Genomic DNA, 19043 nt, shown 5'->3' on the forward strand with positions numbered 1-19043 from the left:
CTACTCCCCGTACTGCCGCAACCCGTCCAGGTCCAGCACTTCGATCACGCCGTAGTCCACCCGCACCAGCTTCTGTTGCTCCAGCACCTTGAGCGCCTGGTTGGCGCGCTGGCGCGAGATGCCGGCGAGCAGGCCGATCTCTTCCTGCGAGATTTCCAGCGTCTTGCCGATGCCAGGGTACAGGTGCTCGTTGAACAGCGACGACACCGCGCGCGCCACGCGTGAATCGATATCGAGCGAGCGTTCGTATTCCACCGCGGCGATGAACTGGCCCAGGCGCTCGTTGAGCTGCGTCAACAGGAAGCGCGTGAACGGCAGGCTGGTGTCCAGCAGCCACTGAAAAGTCTCGAGCGGCAGGAAGGCGATGGTCGAGCGGCGCAGCGCCATCACGTCGTACTTGCGGATCTCCGACTTGAGCACCGCGCCTTCGCCGAACCAGCCGCCGGTGGGCACGCCGGTAAAGGTCACCGACTTGCCCGAGGGCGAGACCGTGGTGATCTTGACGATCCCCTCCAGCACGCCCATCCAGTGCTCGGCCCTGTCGCCCTTGTGGCAGACGTAATCGCCCTGGCTGTATTCATGCACGCACATCGCGCGGCGCACGCGTTCGCGCTGCTCGGGGCTCAGGTCTGCTGCCCACACGCAGCGGTCGACAAAATCGTTCAGCATGGCCTGCAGAAGCTCCGGTAGGGATTAACCCGGAATTGTCACCGGCGTGACAACCCGGGTGGTTGGCATGGGCTATCGTACGATCACAACGGAACCGCGGGTGCCAGAGAGGGCACGCCGGGAAGGCAGAAGGCGCTTCCCCCGGCCCCTCCAGACAAGGCACAGACGGGCTTGATGCGATGCGGCAGATGCCGCCGGGCAAAGCAAGCCAAGTATAACGACCGGACCGGCGCTTGACACCGGGCGTGGACCCCCACGCCGGAGGGACAGGAGACAGCGATGCAGGAATCGTCGGCGACGACCTTCCCGCGATGGCTGCTGGCACACGCCCAGCAGCGGCCGGAGCATCCGGCCTATCGCGAGAAGGATCTCGGCATCTGGCAGACATACAGCTGGGCCCAGGCGGCACAGCAGGTGAGGGCGCTGGCATGTGGTCTGGCCGCGCTCGGATTCAGGCGCGGCATGAACCTGGCAGTGGTGGGCGACAACCGCCCCCGCCTGTACTGGGCCATGACCGCGGCGCAGGCGCTGGGCGGCGTGCCGGTGCCGCTGTACCAGGACGCCATCGCCAATGAGATGGTGTACGTGCTCAACGATGCGGAGATCGATTTCGCCATCGTCGAGGACCAGGAGCAGGTCGACAAGCTGCTGGAGGTCGAGGCGCAGCTGGCCGAGTCCGGCCGCACCGTGCGCCATGTCATTTACGAAGACCCGCGCGGCCTGCGCGACTACGAGCATCCCTCGCTGATGTCGTACGAGCGGCTGCAGGAGCTGGGCCGCGAATACGACCAGGCGCATCCGGGCTTCTATGACGAAGCGATTGCCGCGGGCCAGCCTGACGACACCGCGATCATCCTCTACACCTCCGGCACCACCGGCAAGCCCAAGGGCGTGTGCCACTCGCACGCGGGCCTGATCGGCTCGGCGCGCAACGGCTGCGCGTTCGACGGCCTGACCGCGAAGGACGACGTGCTGTCGTACCTGCCGATGGCGTGGGTGGGCGACAACCTGTTCTCCTACGCGCAGGCGATGGTGGCGGGCTTCACGGTAAATTGCCCGGAATCGCGCGAGACCGTGATGACCGACCTGCGCGAGATCGGCCCGACCTATTACTTCGCACCGCCGCGCATCTATGAAGGCCTGCTGACGCAGGTGATGATCCGCATGGAAGATGCGGGCTGGATCAAGCGCCAGCTGTTCCACTGGGCCATGGACGTGGCGCGCCGCTGCGGCGCCGATATCCTCGACGGGCGCCCGGTGTCCGTCATGGAGCGCGCGCGCTATGCGCTGGGCGAAGCGCTGGTCTACGGTCCGCTGCGCAACGTGCTCGGCATGAGCCGCATCCGTGTGGGCTATACCGCCGGCGAGGCCATCGGGCCGGACCTGTTCCGCTTCTACCGCTCCATCGGCGTGAACCTGAAGCAGTTCTACGGCCAGACCGAAACCTGCGCCTACGTCTGCCTGCAGCCCGACGGGCAGGTCAAGTTCGATTCCGTGGGACCGGCCGCGCCGGGCATGGAGATCCGCATCGCCGATAACGGCGAGGTGCTGGTGCGCGGCGTGGGCCTGCTCAAGTCCTACTACAAGCGCGACGACGCCACGCGCGAGGCCATCAACGACGAGGGCTACTTCATGACCGGCGATGCCGGCGTGATCGACGCCGACGGCCACCTGAAGATCATCGACCGCGCCAAGGACGTGGGCAAGCTGGCCGACGGCGCGATGTTCGCGCCCAAGTACATCGAGAACAAGCTCAAGTTCTTCCCGTACATCAAGGAAGCCGTGGCCTTCGGCAATGGCCGCGACCAGGTCTGCGCCTTCATCAACATCGATTTCGAGGCAGTGGGCAACTGGGCCGAGCGCCGCCACCTGCCGTATGCGGGCTATGTCGACCTGGCCGCGCAGCCGGACGTGATCGAGATGATCGGCGAATGCGTGAACCAGGTGAATGCCGACCTTGCCAACGATCCCATGCTGGCCGGCTCGCAGGTCGCGCGCTTCCTGATCCTGCACAAGGAACTGGACCCCGACGACGACGAGCTGACGCGCACGCGCAAGGTGCGCCGCGGCTACATCGCCGAGAAATACGGCGTGCTGGTGGATGCGCTCTATGCGGGCAAGTCCGAGCAGTTCATCGAGACGCGCGTCAAGTTCGAGGACGGGCGCGAGGGCAGCGTGTCGGCCACGCTGAAGCTGGTCGATGCGAAGCGGCTGCCCACGGCGGCGCGCGCGGCATAAGAGCATAGGGCGGAGGCATCAACATGACGCAAGTGGCCTGGCAAGGCGGCGGCAAGCCGGAATGGACCGGCACCGCACGTACCGACGCAAGTGCGGCCGGCGGCAGCGGCGCGATGGCGCCCGCGGGCCCGCTGTCCCCGGCGGGACTGGCGGACGACAGTGGCGCGCAACCCGGCACGCAGCACGCGCAGCGCACCGGCGAGCACGCCCGCACCGGCGGCGAGGTGATCCTGGACCTGCAGCACATCTCGCTGTCGTTCGGCGGCGTGAAGGCGCTGACCGATATCTCGTTCGATGTCTGCGAGCACGAGATCCGCGCCATCATCGGCCCCAACGGCGCCGGCAAGAGTTCGATGCTGAACGTGATCAACGGTGTGTACCACCCGCAGCAGGGGCGCATCGTGTTCCGCGGCGAGGAGCGCAAGCAGATGCACCCGACCGCCGCCGCGCGGCAGGGCATCGCGCGCACGTTCCAGAACATCGCGCTGTTCAAGGGCATGACGGTGCTGGACAACATCATGACCGGGCGCAACACGCAGTTCCGCACCGGGCTGTTCGCGCATGCGCTGTGGTGGGGGCCGGCACGCAATGAAGAGATGCGCCACCGCCAGAAGGTGGAGGAGGTGATCGACTTCCTGGAGATCCAGTCGATCCGCAAGACCCCGGTGGGACGCCTGCCGTACGGCCTGCAGAAGCGCGTGGAGCTGGCGCGCGCGCTGGCCGCCGAGCCGTCGATGCTGCTGCTCGACGAACCGATGGCCGGCATGAACGTGGAAGAGAAGCAGGACATGTGCCGCTTCATCCTCGATGTGAACCGGCAGTTCGGCACCACCATCGTGCTGATCGAGCACGACATGGGCGTGGTGATGGATATCTCCGACCGCGTGGTGGTGCTCGACTACGGCAAGAAGATCGGCGACGGCACGCCCGAGGAGGTCAAGGGCAATCCGGACGTGATCAAGGCGTACCTGGGCACATCGCACTGAGGGGTTTTCCACCATGACGTTCTTCTTTGAAATCCTGCTTGGCGGCCTGCTGTCCGGCCTGATGTACTCGCTGGTGGCGCTCGGCTTCGTGCTGATCTACAAGGCCTCGGGCGTGTTCAACTTCGCGCAGGGCGCGATGGTGTACTTTGCCGCGCTGGCGGTGGTGGGGCTGATGGACAAGGGCATGCCGATGTGGGCGGCGGTGATCGGCGCCTTTGTCGTGATGATCCTGGTCGGCATGAGCACCGAGCGCTTCGTGCTGCGCAAGCTGGTCAACCAGCCGCCGATCACGCTGTTCATGGCGACCATCGGGCTGTCGTTCTTCCTGGAAGGGCTGGGGCCGCTGCTGTTCGGCAATGAAGTGCGCCCGATCAACCTGGGCATCGTCGACGAGCCGATCGAATCGATCCTGACCACTTTCAACATCGTCATCTCCAAGTTCGACCTCGCGGCAGCCGCCATTGCCGGCCTGCTGGTGGGATCGCTGGCGCTGTTCTTCCAGTACACCAAGGTCGGCCGCGCGCTGCGCGCGGTGGCGGACGACCACCAGGCCGCGCTGTCGCTGGGCATCCCGCTGCAGAACATCTGGGCGATCGTGTGGGGCGTGGCGGGCTTCGTCGCGCTGGTGGCGGGCATGCTGTGGGGCTCGCGCAATGGCGTGCAGTTCGCGCTGACGCTGACCGCGCTGAAGGCGCTGCCGGTGCTGATCCTGGGTGGCTTCACCTCGGTGCCCGGTGCCATCGTCGGCGGGCTGATCATCGGCGCGTCGGAGAAGCTGGCCGAGATCTACATCCCGCCGGTGTTCCAGTCGGTGTTCGGCGGCAATTTCGGCGGCATCGAAGGGTGGTTCCCGTATGTCTTTGCCTTGCTGTTCCTGCTGGTGCGGCCCGAGGGGCTGTTCGGCGAGAAGCATATCGACCGCGTCTGACCGACTTCGCACAGGAGACTTGCCATGTTTTATCGTGAAGCCGGCCAGTTCAAGACCAGCTACGTTGCCGACAGCCAGATCTTCCCGATCCGCCAGGACCGCATCGGCTTTGCCGTGCTGATGGCCGTGGCCTTCGTGGCGATCCCGTTCGTCGGATCGGAATACTGGTTCTCGGCCATCCTGATCCCGTTCCTGATCTTTTCGCTGGCGGCGCTGGGGCTCAATATCCTGACCGGCTATGCCGGGCAGCTGTCGCTCGGCACCGCGGCCTTCATGGCGGTGGGGGCCTACGCGGCCTACAACTTCCAGTTGCGCATCGAAGGCATTCCGGTGCTGCTGTCGTTCCTGCTGGCCGGGCTGTCGGCGGCGCTGGTGGGCGTGGCGTTCGGCCTGCCGTCGCTGCGCATCAAGGGGTTCTACCTGGCGGTGGCGACGCTGGCGGCGCAGTTCTTCGTGGTGTGGGCGCTGACCAAGTTCCCCTGGTTCTCCAACAACAGCTCGTCGGGCGTGATTACGGCGCAGCGGCTGGACCTGTTCGGCATCGCCATCGATACGCCGGTGAAGAAGTACCTGTTCGTGCTGGCCATCGTCACCGTGCTGGCGCTGGTGGCCAAGAACCTGGTGCGCTCGGCGACGGGCCGCGCCTGGATGTCGGTGCGCGACATGGACGTGGCGGCGGAGGTGATCGGCATCCCGCTGATGCGCACCAAGCTGATGGCGTTCGCGGTCAGCTCGTTCTACTGCGGCGTGGCCGGCGCGCTGTATGCGTTCTGCTACCTGGGCTCGGTCGAGCCGGACGGCTTCTCGCTGGACCTGTCGTTCCGCGTGCTGTTCATGATCATCATCGGCGGCGTGGGCAGCATCCTGGGCTCGTTCCTGGGCGCGGCGTTCATCCTGCTGCTGCCGATCTTCCTGGACAACGTGCTGCCGCCGCTGGCGTCGCTGCTGCACCTTCCCTTTACCAACGCCACCGTGTCGCACATCCAGCTGATGGTATTCGGCGGGCTGATCATCTTCTTCCTGATCGTGGAGCCGCACGGGCTGGCCCGGCTGTGGCAGATCGCCAAGGAGAAGCTGAGGCTGTGGCCGTTCCCGCACTGACGGAGCGGGGTCTTATTGTCTGAACGCAGGTCCTGAGTGAAGTACTGAAGCCTACGCATAACGAAACGCCCCACCGAGGGCGAAGGAGACTGTCATGACCAACCTGATCCGTAACGTGCAACGCGCCGCCCTGGTGGTCAGCGCCGCGGCTGCACTGCTGGCGCCGGCGGTGCCGGCACTGGCGCAAAGCAACGAGCAGTTCGTAGCGCTGCCGAGCTATCGCGTGGGGCCGTATGGCGCCAACGGGCAGTCGTGGTATGGCGGCTTCATCGACTACCTCAACTACGTCAACCTGAAGGACGGCGGCGTCAACGGCGTCAAGCTGAGCTGGGAAGAGTGCGAGACCGAGTACAACAACGCCAAGGGCGTGGAGTGCTATGAACGCCTGAAGGCCAAGAACGCGACCACCAAGGGCACCGCGTACCACGCCATGTCCACCGGCATTTCCTACGCGCTGGTCGACAAGACCGCCGCCGACAAGGTGCCGCTGGTGATGATGGGCTATGGCCGCACCGACGCCGTGGATGGCTCGGTGTTCCCGTATGCGTTCCCGCTGGTGACCACGTACCAGATGCAGGTCTCGGCCATCGTCAAGTACCTGGCGAGCAAGAGCGGCGGCTCGCTGGCCGGCAAGAAGATCGTCTACCTGTACCACGACTCGGCCTATGGCAAGGAGCCGATCGTGGCGCTGCAGGCCGAGGCCAGGCTCAACAAGTTCAACCTCGTCGAGATCCCGGTGGCGCACCCGGGCAACGAGCAGGGCGCGCAGTGGCTGAAGATCCGCCAGGAGAATCCCGACTACGTGATCTTCTGGGGCTGGGGCGTGATGAACCAGACCGCGCTGAAGGCCGCGCAGAAGGTGGGCTTCTCGCGCGAGAAGATGATCGGCTCGTGGTGGGCGGGCTCCGAGGAAGACACGGTGCCGGCGGGCGATGCCTCCAAGGGCTACATGAGCGCGACCTGGAACGTCGCGGGCAAGAGCGTGCCGCTGATTTCCGACATCGAGAAGGTCGTGTACGGCGCCGGCAAGGGGAACATGCAGGACAAGAGCAAGATCGGTTCGGTGCTGTACAACCGCGGCGTTTCCGCGGCGGTGGTAACGGTGGAAGCGGTGCGCGTGGCGCAGGCCAAGTTCGGCAAGGGCAAGCCCATGACAGGCGAGCAGATGCGCTGGGCGTTCGAGAACCTGAACCTGACCAATGCGCGCCTGCAGCAACTGGGTGCCACCGGCCTGCTGCCCGAGATCAAGACCAGCTGCGAAAACCACGAGGGTTCGGGCAAGGTAAAGATCCAGCAATGGGACGGCAGCAAGTGGGTGGTGGTGTCGGACTGGATCGAGGGCAACAAGGGACTGATCCACCCGCTGTTCAAGGCCACGGCGGCGCAGTACGCGAAGGAGAAGGGGATTACGCCGGGGTGCTCGAAGTCTTGATGCCCTTTGAATCCTGAAGGTTTGCTCCCCTCTCCCAAATGGAGAGGGGGTAAGCCGACACGGATGTGAAATCCGGAGCTACCGCAACACCAACCCGAGCCGCACCATGAGCCTCCTGTCCATCAACAACATCGAAGTCATCTACGATCACGTGATCCTGGTGCTCAAGGGCGTTTCGCTCGAAGTGCCGGAAGGCAAGATCGTGGCGCTGCTCGGCGCCAACGGCGCGGGCAAGACCACCACGCTGAAGGCGATCTCCAACCTGCTGCACGCCGAGCGCGGCGACGTCACCAAGGGCACCATCGAGTATCGCGGCGACCGCGTCGACCAGCTCACCCCCAACGACCTGGTGCGCCGCGGCGTGATCCAGGTGATGGAAGGGCGCCACTGCTTCGCGCACCTGACCATCGAGGAAAACCTGCTCACCGGCGCGTATACGCGCGGCCTGTCGCGCTCGCAGACGCGCGACGAGCTGGAGAAGATCTACAACTACTTCCCGCGCCTGAAGACGCGCCGCAAGTCGCAGGCGGGCTATACCTCGGGCGGCGAGCAGCAGATGTGCGCGATCGGCCGGGCCATGATGGCCAAGCCCGCGATGATCCTGCTCGACGAGCCGTCGATGGGCCTGGCGCCGCAGATCGTCGAGGAGATCTTCGAGATCGTGCGAGACCTGAATTCGCGCGAGAAGGTCAGCTTCCTGCTGGCCGAGCAGAACACCATGGTGGCGCTGCGCTATGCCGACTACGGCTACATCCTGGAAAACGGCCGCGTGGTGATGGACGGCGACGCCGAGTCGCTGCGCACCAACGAGGACGTGAAGGAGTTCTACCTGGGCGTGGCCGCCAACGACGCGGATGGTGGCGCGCGCAAGTCCTTCCGCGACGTGAAGAGTTATCGCCGGCGCAAGCGCTGGCTGGCATAGCGCCGCGCGGTTTATCCCTGGCTTTGCCGACGCGCCGTGGCGGGCTGCCACCGGCGCGGCGGCAATCCGCATCCTTCCCTGACGCAACAGCACCATGCCCGAATACTTCGATTCGCTCGAAACCCGCGCGCCGGCAGTCCGCGAGCAGGCGCTTCTTGCCGCCCTGGCACGACAGGTGGCCCACGCGCGCGACAATGCGCCGTATTTCGCCGAACTGCTGCGCGACGTGGACCCGCGCTCGCTGACCTCGCGCGAGGCGCTGGCGGCGTTGCCGGTGACGCGCAAGTCCGACCTGACCGCACGCCAGCGCGCGCTGCCGCCGCTGGGCGGCCTCAATGCGGCGCCGCTGGGCAGGCTGCGCCATGTGTTCCAGTCACCGGGCCCGATCCACGAGCCCGACGGCCACGACGCCGACTGGTGGCGCACGGCGCGCGCCATGCACGCCGCGGGCTTCCGTGCCGGCGACCTGGTCTACAACACCTTTTCCTACCACTTCACGCCGGCCGGCATGATGATGGAGACCGGCGCGCACAAGCTGGGCTGCTGCGTGTTCCCGGCGGGCGTCGGCCAGACCGAGTCGCAGGTGCAGGCGCTGGCCAGCCTGCAGCCTGCGGCCTACGCTGGCACGCCATCGTTCCTGAAGCTGCTGCTGGAACGGGGCGACGAGATGAGACTTCCCTGCACCAGCCTGACGAAGGCGCTGGTCTCCGGCGAGGCGCTGCCGCCGTCATTGCGCGCGTGGTTCCAGCAACGCGGGGTGCGCGTTCAGCAGATGTACGGCAGCGCGGATCTCGGGCTGATCGCCTACGAGACCGAGGGCGGCGACGGCTGGGTGGTGGACGAGGGCGTGCTGGTCGAGATCGTCGAGCCGGGCGGCACGCGGCCCATGCCTGAAGGCGAGACCGGCGAGGTGGTGGTGACGGTGCTGGGCAACGGCGACTATCCGCTGATCCGCTTCGGCACCGGCGACCTGTCTGCGGTGGTGGCGGAGTCCTCGCAGCGGCCGAGCCCGTGCGGGCGCACCAATATCCGGCTCAAGGGCTGGCTGGGACGCGCGGACCAGGCGACCAAGGTCAAGGGCATGTTCGTGCATCCGGGGCAGGTGGCCGACGTATTGCGCCGCCATCCGGAAATCCGCGCCGCGCGGCTGGTGGTGACCGGCGATCCCGGCGCGGACGTGATGACGTTGCGCTGCGAGGCAGCGCGCGAGGATGCGGAACTGCAGCGCGCGGTGGCCGAGTCGCTGCGCGAGGTGATGCGATTGCGCGGGGAGGTGGCGTTCGTGGCGGCGGGGTCGTTGCCGCAGGACGGGAAGGTGATTGAGGATGCGCGGCGGTATGAGTGAAGGGCTAGCCGGGTGAGGGGTGGGGGTGAGGGCCGGAGCCTCAACGAAGTGAAGGGCGTCGACGGGCCGGAAAGCCTCAAGACTCCCCCCCCTCCTCCGGCCGCGTCGGCAACCGGATCATCCACACACTCACCCCCACCGCACAAGCCAGCAACGCCGCCGACGCCACCGGCCGCCCGCGCAGCAGCCATGCGGTGGTCCCCATCGACACCCACATCATCGACAGCGCCAGGCACTTCGCCTTGAACGGAATGCTCCGATACCGCTGCCAGTCGTTGACCAGCGGCCCGAAGCGCGGATGCCCCATCAGCCAGCCGTGGAAGCGCTGCGAACCGCGCGCGAAGCACGCCGCGGCCAGCAGCACGAACGGCGTGGTCGGCAGCACCGGCAGGAAGATCCCGATCACGCCCAGCAGCAGGAAGAGCCCGCCCAGCGCCACCCAGACGGCGCGCAGCACGCGCTGGCGGTGGCTCAGCACGGCTTCAGGATCGGGCGAAAGGTCAGGGGCGGAAGGGGGCAATGGTCGAACAAAGGGCCGCTAAGCGGCCCCGGTGATGGATCGGTCAGCGCGAAATCCCGAGTCGCGCCTTGGCCGCATCGTACTCCGCTTTCATGCGCGCGACGATTTCGCCAGCGCTGGGGATGTCGTGGATCTGGCCCACGCCCTGGCCGGCGCCCCAGATGTCCTTCCACGCCTTGGCCTTGGAGCTGCCGCTGGAGAAGTCCATCTTGGTCTTGTCGGCCACCGGCAGGTTGTCAGGGTCCAGGCCCGCGTTGCTGATGCTCTCGCGGATGTAGTTGCCGTGCACGCCGGTGAACAGGTTGGTGTAGACGATATCGGCGGCGGCCGAGCTGGTGATCGACCGCTTGTACGTCTCGGCCGCGTGCGCCTCCTGCGAGGCGATGAAGCGCGTGCCCACGTAGGCGAAGTCGGCGCCCATGGCCTGCGCCGCCAGCACTGCCTCGCCGGTGGCGATCGAGCCCGACAGCGCGATCGGGCCGTCGAAGATCTTGCGCACCTCGCCCACCAGCGCGAACGGCGACAGCATGCCGGCATGGCCGCCGGCGCCGGCCGCGACCAGGATCAGGCCGTCGACACCGGATTCGATCGCCTTTTCGGCATGGCGCAGGCTGATGACGTCGTGCAGCACGATGCCGCCGTAGCTATGCACCGCGTCGATCAGCTCCTTGGGGGGCGCGCGCAGCGAGGTGATGAAGATCGGCACCTTGTGCCCGACGCAGACCTTGATGTCATGCTCGAGCCGCGCGTTGGACCCGTGCACGATCTGGTTGACCGCGACCGGTCCCACCGGCGCGCCGGGGTTGGCGGCCCTGAAGGCGGCCAGCTCCTGCTCGATCTGCGTCAGCCACTCGTCGAGCAGCTCCGCCGGGCGCGCATTGAGCGCGGGGAACGAACCGACGATGCCGGCCTTGCACTGCGCCAGCACCAACTCGGGATAGCTGACGATGAACATGGGCGAGGCAATCACGGGCAGGGCCAGGTTCTGCAGGGCCTGGGGCAGTTGCTTGGCGGCGGGCATGGTGTCTCCTGAACCACTGGTGGGCACGCTGGTCGTGCCCTAAATGAACGATCGTTCGATTATAGGGAGTTTCTGGCGTGCGTCGCTAGAAGCCCAAGTCTATGCCGATCCTGCGCGCCATGGCAGGCGGGTCAGCCGGCGGGCAGCGTCAGTTCGGCCAGCGCGCCGCCGCCCGGCCGGTTGGCCAGCATCACGCTGCCATGATGCAGCGCCGCCACCTCGCGCGCAAAGCACAGGCCCAGGCCGGTGCTCTTGTCGGCGCCCTGCGGGCGCGGCAGCGAGTAGAAGCGCTCGAACACGCGCGGCAGGGCGTATTCGGGGATGCCGGGGCCATGATCGGCCACGGTGATCGCCAGCTGCGCGCCGCGCCGTTCCAGCGCTACCGCGATGGCGCTGTCCCGGGGGGCGAAGTCGATGGCGTTTTCCAGCAGGTTGGCGACGGCCTGGCGCAGCAGGAACGGGTCGCCCGCCACCACGTCGGGACCCGGCGGCGACTCCAGCCGCAGCACCACGCCGCGCTGCCGCGCGCGCGGTTCCAGCTCGGCGCACAGCTGGGCCAGCAGCTCGCCCAATCGCACCGGCTCGCGGGTTTCCAGCCGTTGCCGTTGTTCCACCTCCGCCAGCGCCAGCAGCTTGCGGATCATGGTTTCCAGCCGGCCCGACTGCGCGCGGATGTTGGCGACGAAGCGCTCGCGGTCCGTTGCCGGCATGTCTTCCTGCAGCAGCTCGGCGGCGCCGCCGATCGCCGCCAGCGGGCTCTTCATCTCGTGCGCCAGCGTGTGGATGTAGTGCTCGACATACTGCTTGTCTTCCAGCCGCTCGCGCATGCCCTGCACCGCGCGGCCCAGCTCGGCCAGCTCGCTGGTGCCGTGCAGCGGCATCTCGGCGCGCTCGCCGGCGGCCACCGCGCGCGCATAGCCGCGCAACCGGCGCAGGCCATGCACCAGCCACAGCGTGCAGGCCAGGCCGATCACGCACGCGGTCCCGATCAGCAGCCCGCCGTACAGCAGGATGCGGTGCTGGCTGCGCGCGATGAAGGGCGCCATCGCGGCATTGGGCTTGGCCACGGTGAGCGCGCCGACGATGCGGTCCCCGTCGCGGATGGGAGCGGCCACGTACATCACGGTGCTGGCCTCGTCCTCCGGATCGCTGCGCGTGCTGCGCGCGCCGTACTGGCCGCGCAGCGTCAGGTAGACATCGTTCCAGCGCGAGTAGTCGCGGCCCACGTCGGTGCCGGTGGAGTCGTAGCGGACGATGCCGCCGGCGTCGGTGACATAGACGCGGTAGCCGATGCTGTCCTTGTGCAGGCCCCATACGTCGGCATTGACCGGCGCCTCGCGCAGCGCCGCCATGCGCCGCGCGAAGTCGCCGTCGGCGATGTGGCCGGCCTTCATGTCGTCAGCGGCCAGCGCGGCCAGCACGTGGGCGGTGTCGATCAGCGTGTCTTCCATCGCCTGCCGCACGCCTGGCTTGACCTCCTGCACGAACACGCGCAGCGTCAGCACCGTCGCCAGGCCGACGATGAAGAAGAAGCCAAAGAAGATGCGCAGGCCGATCCGCATGCGCGCTCAGGCCTGCACGGGATCGAGCGAATAGCCCATGCCGCGGTGCGTGCGGATGCGCTCCGCGCCTTCGCCTTGCGGAGTGGCGTCGCGCAGCTTGGCGCGCAGCGTCTTGACATGGGTGTCGACGGTGCGGTCGCTCGTGTCGAGCGCGTCCTGCCAGACCAGTTCCATCAGCTGGGCGCGGGTGTAGATGCGGCCCGGGTGTGCCACCAGCAGTGCCAGCAGCAGGTATTCGTAGCGGGTCAGGTCCAGCCAGCGGCCGCGGTAGGCCAGCCGTGCGCCGTCGGCGTCGTGGGTGAAGCCGGAATCGGCGGCAGCGGGTGCGGCCACGCCGCGCGCGCGGCGCAGGATGGCGCGCACGCGCGCGGCCAGCTCGCGCGGCGAGAACGGCTTGACCACGTAGTCGTCGGCGCCGATTTCCAGACCTACGATGCGGTCGATCTCCTCATGGCGCGCGGTCAGGAAGATCACCGGCGCATCGCAGAACGTGCGCAGCGTGCGGCAGACCTCGAAGCCGTTCACATCGGGCAGGCCCACGTCCAGGATCACCAGGTCGGCCGCATCGGCGCGCATCCGCGCCAGCGCGGCGCTGCCCAGCGTGCAGTGCTCGGCCTGCATGCCATCGGTGCGCAGGGCGTAGAGGATGGTATCGGCGATGGCTTGCTCGTCTTCCACCACCAGGATGCGCGGTTGTCCCATGCCCCGCATTCTAGTCCACGTCAGAGGCTGGGCACGGTGCGCGGCGGCGGCGCGGCCTGGTCGCCGCCGCGCTTGTGGAAGTAGATCTGCTCGGCGGCCCAGCGCAGCGGCGGTGAATACAGCATCAGGTCGAAGGGCCAGTCGCACTGGAAGCGGTCGAACATCCAGCGCAGCGCGCGCTTGCCGCGAAAGCGTGGCGCGCTGCCGGTGGCGACGGCTTCCGGCGCCGGGCCGTTGTGCAGCAGGTGTTCGGCGATGGCTTTGCCAACGGATTCGCCATGGGCGAAGGCGTAGTGGATGCCGCCGGCGGTCAGCGGCGAGACGATGCCGGCCGCGTCGCCGGTCAGGATCACGCCGTCGCGCGCGAGTGGCATGGCGGGACCGCCGCACGGGATCAGGCCGGCGCGCGTGGCGGCGGGCTGCGTCAGTTCAGGCAGTCCGGCGCGGGCGCGTACATGGGCGAGCAGGCCGTCGAGGTCGGGAGCGCGGCCGTGACGGGGCAAGTAGCGCAGCGCCAGGCCGGCCTGGACGCCGGTGGGGTTCTGTGCGATCCAGCCTATGTAGCCGGGCGCGAAGCGGCGGGTGATGAAGCAATGGAGCATGGCGGGATCGGGCAGGGATATTCCCGGGAATTCGTATTCGATTCCATACAGGAAATCGTGGGTGCGGCCGAGACCTGCGCATTGCGCCACGCGCGATTTGGCGCCGTCGGCACCGACCAGGTAGCGGGTGGTGCCGACGCCGGTCACGTGCCAGCCGCCATGGCGTGGCGTAGCGCGGACGAACGACTGGCCCAGGCGCAGCGTGGCGCTGTGGCGCACCAACTCGTTGGCCAGCCAGCGCATCAGGTTGGGGGTATCGGTGGTGTGGAAGTAGTAGCCTGGGGCGGCCAGGTCGAGGCTGCGCAAGCGTGGAGAATAGAGTCGCACGCGTTCAACGCGGTGTATGCAGTCGGCGGGGGCGCGGCCCAGCCAGGTTTGTTCGATGGCTTCCTTGACGAGGATGCCGGTGGTGTGGAGTTTTTCGCCGGGGTCGGGTTTGCGTTCGAGGACCAGGACGCGCAGGCCGGCGCGGGCGGCCGCCAGGGCGCAGGCTGCGCCGGCGAAGCTGGCGCCGGATACTACTAGGTCGTAGTCGAAGGTTGGCATTTTTGGAGGGGCTTCTGGATGAAGGGTTCTCCAGTGTTGTCTTGCTGGGTGAGGGGAATGTGGGGTGGTTGTGAAGTCGTTGGCGTTATTGGGGGCGGTGGCTTGCTGTTGGTGACATGCTGGCGGCTGTTTAAGCGTCCGCTGTCGCTGTTGATGACATGCTGTGGCCGTTGAACCGCCTGGTTCCGCCCTGCTGGGCGGGTCACTTTTTGTCCGAGCGACAAAAAGTAACCAAAAAACGCGTCGCCTGAGCGGCTGGCTATCAATTTGGCGGCGTGGGTGGGTCGGGCGGTGGTGATTTCCGTTCGATGTGGCTGGTGGTTCGAACCTGCTACGCCAGGTGAGTTTGGGATAGTGGCTGCGTCGACCCACTATTGGACAATCCCCATGCCGGGCGTAGGCCGCCTGCTGCCGGCGTCAACGCGGGGACGCCTACGGCTGCGCTTCGCGCGCGCAGTATCGTAGGTCGGGGGCTCGGGCACGGAGTGCGTCGCTGCGCTCGCACAGCGCCGTCGTGAATGACGCGGGGCAAGCCGCGGCGAGGACCGTTGGGGGCAACCCGCCACCTTAGGGCCGGCGCGCAGCGCAGCCGAAGGCGTTCCTACCATGCCGCCAGCAGCAGGGGCCACCCACAGCTCTGGGCTCGTTCAATCACCGCATCAATCCGCATCCACCGTGGCGCACCACGGCGTCAGGCAGCCCTGCCCTGCAACGAAGCAAAGCCCCGTACGAAAGCCCAGGCACACTACGATAAGAGTGGCCGCCCGCCCAGGGCAGTAAACGCGCTTTTTGGTTACTTTTTGCCGCTCGGGCAAAAAGTGACCCGCCCAGGAGGGCGGAACCAGGCGGTTCAACCGCCGACAGCATGTCATCAACAGCGACATGCACCTAATAAGCCCACAAAAAAACGCCCCGCATACCCGCGGGGCCATCAATTACCACGAAGACTGATACAGCCGGCAGGGCACCTGCCAATGCCACAACCGCCCACGAAGCATAGAAAACCAATGTGACGCCCACATGGCAACAAGGTGAACAGCCAATGACAAGCCAACATCAAAGCCCATACCGCTTGATCTTGTCATACAGCGTAGCCTTGCCAACCTGCAGCAAATCAGCAGCCTGACTGACAGCACCCCCCGTCCGCGCCAGCGCATCGGCAATCACCGCCCGCTCATACCGCTCCATCCTCTCCCGCAGCGGCGCGGTCTCGTCCGCAGTCGCCGCATGCGCACCCGCTTGCCCGCCCTCAGGCACCCCCAGCACCAGCCGGTCCGCCGCATTCCGCAACTCCCGCACATTCCCAGGCCAAGGCCGCTGCTGCAGCCCCTGCCGCTGCGCCTCCGACAAAATCGGCGCCGGCCGCTGATAACGTACCGCCGCCACCAGCATGAAATGCTCGAACAACGCCACGATATCCTCGCGCCGTTCCCGCAGCGGAGGCAGCGCAATCGTGACCACATTCAGCCGGTAATAGAGGTCCTCACGAAACGAACCTTGCGCCACCAGCGCATCCATATCCCCCTTGGCCGCCGCCACGATCCGCACATCGATCTTCACCGACGCATTCGACCCCAGCCGCTCCAGCGTTCCTTCCTGCAGCACCCGCAACAGCTTGACCTGCAGCGCCAGCGGCATGCTCTCGATCTCGTCGAGGAAGAGCGTGCCGCCCGAAGCATGCTCCAGCTTGCCGATACGTCGCTTGCCTGCGCCGGTGAAGGCACCAGCTTCATGTCCGAACATCTCGCTCTCGAAGATGGCCTCAGGCACCGCCCCGCAGTTCAGCGCGATAAAAGGCCCCTCGGCGCGGCCGGACAGCGCATGCAGGCTGCGTGCCACCAGCTCCTTGCCGGTGCCGGTCTCGCCGTTGATCATCACCGGCACGTCGGTCGGGGCCACGTTGGCAACCAGAGCCCGCACTTGCTCGATCGCCGGCGAACGTCCGATGATCCGCGTACCGGCCGCGGGACCAGCCAGCTCGCGCCGCAACGCCTGGTTCTCCAGTTCGAGCGCGCGCCGCTCGAGTGCGCGACGGACGGTGTCGGTCAGCCGGTCGGCTCCGAACGGCTTCTCGATAAAGTCATAGGCGCCTTCACGCATCGCCTGCACGGCCATCGTGATATCGCCATGCCCCGTCACCAGCACCACCGGCACGCCTGGCGCCGCATTGCGGCAGTGCTGCAGCAGGTCCAGCCCGCTGGCGCCGGGCAAGCGCACGTCGGTCACCACGACGCCGGGAAAGCCCGCATGCAGATGCGGCATGGCGGCTTCTGCCGAAGGCAGCGCCAGCACGGTAAAGCCCGCAAGCTCCAGGCTCTGCGCGGTAGCCTGCCGCACCAGCGGCTCGTCTTCGACAAACAGGACACGCAGACCGTCTTGCATGGCAATGCTCATTGGGGAGTGGAAACCGGCAGCGCCTCGTTCGCGCCGGAGCTGGCCGGCGCGCCTGCCAGCACCAGCGTGAATTGCGCGCCGCCGCCGGGCATGTTGGCCACGCTGAGCTGGCCGCCGAACTCGCGCACGATCGATGATGAGATCGCCAGCCCCAGCCCCAGGCCCTGCCCGGTTTCCTTGGTGGTGAAGAAGGGCTCGAACAGGCGCGGCAGCGCTTCCGGCGCGATGCCGGTGCCGTTGTCGCGCACGGCGAGGGTGATGGTGCCGCTGTTGGTGCCGCCGTTGGTGCCGGCATTGGTCTGCACCTCGATGTCGATGCGGCCTTGCGCGGGCGCCGCCGAGGCGATGGCGTCGAGCGCATTGCCGATCAGGTTCAGCAGCACCTGCTCAAGCTTGAGTTCGTCGGCGCGCACGGACAGGCCGGGCTGTTCGTCGAGGCCGGCCACGTTGACCTTCACCGCACCCAGCCGCGGCGCCAGCAGCGCCAGCACATGGTCGAGCGCCGTGCGCACCACCACCGGCCGCCGCACCGGGCGCGCCTTGCCGGCGAACAGCTTGAGCTGGCTGGTGATCTTGCCCATGCGCTCGGTCAGGTCGGCGATGGCAGCCAGGTTGCCTTCTGCCGCGGCCAGCTGGCCCCGCTCCAGCAACACGCGGGTGTTGTCCGAGAAGGTGCGCAGCGCCGCCAGCGGCTGGTTCAGCTCGTGCGTGATGCCGGCCGCCATCTGTCCCAGCGCGGCCAGCTTGCTGGCTTGCACCAGTTCGTCCTGCGCCGCGCGCAGCTCGCTTTCGGCGCGGGTGCGCTCGGCAACCTGTTCCTCGAGCTTCTCGTTGATCGCCATCAGGTCGGCGGTACGCGCTTCCACGCGGCGCTCCAGTTCGTCGTAGGCCGCTTCCAGCAGCCGGCGGCTGTACTGCACGTCGCGCGCGCGCTGGCGGCGCTGGCGCCAGTTGACCAGCAGCAGGCAGATGCAGGCATAGGCCAGCGCCGCGGCCACGGTGGCGTTGCGCGCGTTGGCCAGCACCGGCTCCAGCGGCGCCATCACCTGCATGGTCCAGTCGGCCGGGCCCACGGTGCGGCCCAGTTCGAGGTAGCGGTCGGCGCGCGCGGTGGCGTCGGGGGTAAAAGTGGTGCGGGCGGCGGGCGAGTCGTCGCGCACGCGCACCAGCCGCGCGTTGGCGCCCAGCGTGGTCTGCGCGAGCCAGCGCGTGACGAGCGAGTCGAGCGGCTCCAGCGGCAGCGGCGTGACGGCGCGGCCGTGGTACTGGCGCGTGTTTTCCATCTCGGCCTGCAATGCCGGCGGCAGCGGTTGCAGCGTGCGGTACTGCCAGGCCGGCACCGATGACAGGAAGATCACGCCGTGGTCGTCGCTGACCATCAGCGGCTCGGCGCCGCTGCCGGCACGCTGGAACCACTCCAGGTTGAGCTTGACCACGGTGACGCCGACGACCTTGCCATTGGATTCCACCGGCTGCGCGAGGTAATAGCCGGGTTCGTCGCTGGTGATGCCGATGGCGTAGAAGCGGCCCATCCTGCCGCCCGCGGCGATCTGGAAGTAGGGGCGGAAGCGGTAGTCGGTGCCGACGAAGCTGCCGGGCTGGCCATGGTTGCTGGCGGCCAGCGCGATGCCGTTGGCCGCGATCACGTACGTGGCCGAAGCATGTGCGCGCCGGTTGACCTCTTCCAGGTACTGGTTGGCGGCGGCGACGCGCGTCGGGTCGTTTGGGGATTCGAGCAGCCCGCGCACGAAGGGGTGCAGCGACACCAGCGCGGGCAGGAATTCGTAGCGGTCGAGGGTGCTTTCGAGGGTGGCGGCGTAGCGGTCGGCACGCGTGGCGGTGCTCTGCTGCAGCGCGGCCAGGCCGCGCTGGAACGACACCAGCCAGGTCAGCCCGCACAACAGCAGCAGCCCGGCCGCCAGTGCGGCGGCGAAGACCCACCACCGGCTGCTGCCGGTGTCCGGCGCATGCACCGCGCGGGTGGCGGCAGGATCATGCACGGCTAGGAAATCGTCGGAATGGGGCATCGGCGCGCGCAAGGGCTGTCGTGCCGATGATACCCGCTGGCGGGCGGC

General features: G+C 67.4%; 15 protein-coding genes. 7 read left to right on the forward strand and 8 right to left on the reverse strand.

Going from position 1 to position 19043, the window contains the following annotated elements; translation table 11 throughout:
- A complete protein-coding gene (locus tag E1J61_RS07985; RefSeq protein ID WP_133093558.1) occupies window positions 1–669 on the reverse strand; it encodes a Crp/Fnr family transcriptional regulator in 669 nt (222 codons plus the stop codon).
- Window positions 670–948: 279 nt separating this feature from the next.
- Between E1J61_RS07985 and E1J61_RS07990 the strand changes: the two genes are divergently transcribed.
- The 7 genes from E1J61_RS07990 to E1J61_RS08020 all read left to right on the forward strand — a co-directional run bounded on the left by E1J61_RS07990 (window position 949) and on the right by E1J61_RS08020 (window position 9621).
- Entirely contained in the window at window positions 949–2907 is a 1959-nt protein-coding gene (locus tag E1J61_RS07990; protein WP_133093559.1) for a long-chain fatty acid--CoA ligase, read from the forward strand.
- A gap of 23 nt (window positions 2908–2930) precedes the next feature.
- Window positions 2931–3893, forward strand: coding sequence for an ABC transporter ATP-binding protein (locus E1J61_RS07995; RefSeq protein ID WP_133093560.1), 963 nt, complete (start codon window positions 2931–2933; stop codon window positions 3891–3893).
- 13 nt (window positions 3894–3906) lie between these two features.
- Window positions 3907–4821 (forward strand): branched-chain amino acid ABC transporter permease, encoded by a 915-nt coding sequence (locus E1J61_RS08000; RefSeq protein WP_133093561.1) that lies wholly within the window; start codon window positions 3907–3909, stop codon window positions 4819–4821.
- A gap of 24 nt (window positions 4822–4845) precedes the next feature.
- The gene (locus tag E1J61_RS08005; protein WP_133093562.1) at window positions 4846–5922 is read left to right on the forward strand and encodes a branched-chain amino acid ABC transporter permease; all 1077 of its coding nucleotides are present in this window, start codon (window positions 4846–4848) and stop codon (window positions 5920–5922) included.
- A 94-nt stretch (window positions 5923–6016) separates the two neighbouring features.
- On the forward strand, window positions 6017–7354 hold the full coding sequence (locus E1J61_RS08010) for an ABC transporter substrate-binding protein (RefSeq protein WP_133093563.1): 1338 nt from the start codon (window positions 6017–6019) through the stop codon (window positions 7352–7354).
- A gap of 106 nt (window positions 7355–7460) precedes the next feature.
- On the forward strand, window positions 7461–8276 hold the full coding sequence (locus E1J61_RS08015) for an ABC transporter ATP-binding protein (protein WP_029046690.1): 816 nt from the start codon (window positions 7461–7463) through the stop codon (window positions 8274–8276).
- Between the two features lie 94 nt (window positions 8277–8370).
- Window positions 8371–9621, forward strand: coding sequence for a phenylacetate--CoA ligase family protein (locus E1J61_RS08020; RefSeq protein WP_133093564.1), 1251 nt, complete (start codon window positions 8371–8373; stop codon window positions 9619–9621).
- A gap of 76 nt (window positions 9622–9697) precedes the next feature.
- Here the strand turns inward: E1J61_RS08020 and E1J61_RS08025 are convergent, their stop codons facing one another.
- From E1J61_RS08025 to E1J61_RS08060, 7 genes are all read right to left on the reverse strand, one after another.
- Entirely contained in the window at window positions 9698–10099 is a 402-nt protein-coding gene (locus E1J61_RS08025) for a YbaN family protein (protein WP_240745917.1), read from the reverse strand.
- Window positions 10100–10184: 85 nt separating this feature from the next.
- On the reverse strand, window positions 10185–11162 hold the full coding sequence (locus E1J61_RS08030) for a nitronate monooxygenase family protein (RefSeq protein WP_133093566.1): 978 nt from the start codon (window positions 11160–11162) through the stop codon (window positions 10185–10187).
- A 131-nt stretch (window positions 11163–11293) separates the two neighbouring features.
- Entirely contained in the window at window positions 11294–12724 is a 1431-nt protein-coding gene (gene creC, locus E1J61_RS08035; protein ID WP_133093567.1) for a two-component system sensor histidine kinase CreC, read from the reverse strand.
- Window positions 12725–12730: 6 nt separating this feature from the next.
- Window positions 12731–13435, reverse strand: coding sequence for a two-component system response regulator CreB (gene creB, locus E1J61_RS08040; RefSeq protein ID WP_305791053.1), 705 nt, complete (start codon window positions 13433–13435; stop codon window positions 12731–12733).
- An 11-nt stretch (window positions 13436–13446) separates the two neighbouring features.
- Window positions 13447–14574 (reverse strand): NAD(P)/FAD-dependent oxidoreductase, encoded by a 1128-nt coding sequence (locus E1J61_RS08045; protein WP_133093569.1) that lies wholly within the window; start codon window positions 14572–14574, stop codon window positions 13447–13449.
- A gap of 1056 nt (window positions 14575–15630) precedes the next feature.
- Window positions 15631–16956: a sigma-54 dependent transcriptional regulator gene (locus E1J61_RS08055; protein WP_133093571.1), complete on the reverse strand. Its 1326-nt coding sequence runs from the start codon at window positions 16954–16956 to the stop codon at window positions 15631–15633.
- A gap of 8 nt (window positions 16957–16964) precedes the next feature.
- Window positions 16965–18995: an ATP-binding protein gene (locus E1J61_RS08060; RefSeq protein WP_133093572.1), complete on the reverse strand. Its 2031-nt coding sequence runs from the start codon at window positions 18993–18995 to the stop codon at window positions 16965–16967.
- Window positions 18996–19043 lie beyond the last annotated feature (48 nt).

The sequence above is a fragment of the Cupriavidus sp. L7L genome (genome assembly GCF_004353535.1).
In the GTDB taxonomy this organism is placed as follows: domain Bacteria; phylum Pseudomonadota; class Gammaproteobacteria; order Burkholderiales; family Burkholderiaceae; genus Cupriavidus; species Cupriavidus oxalaticus_A.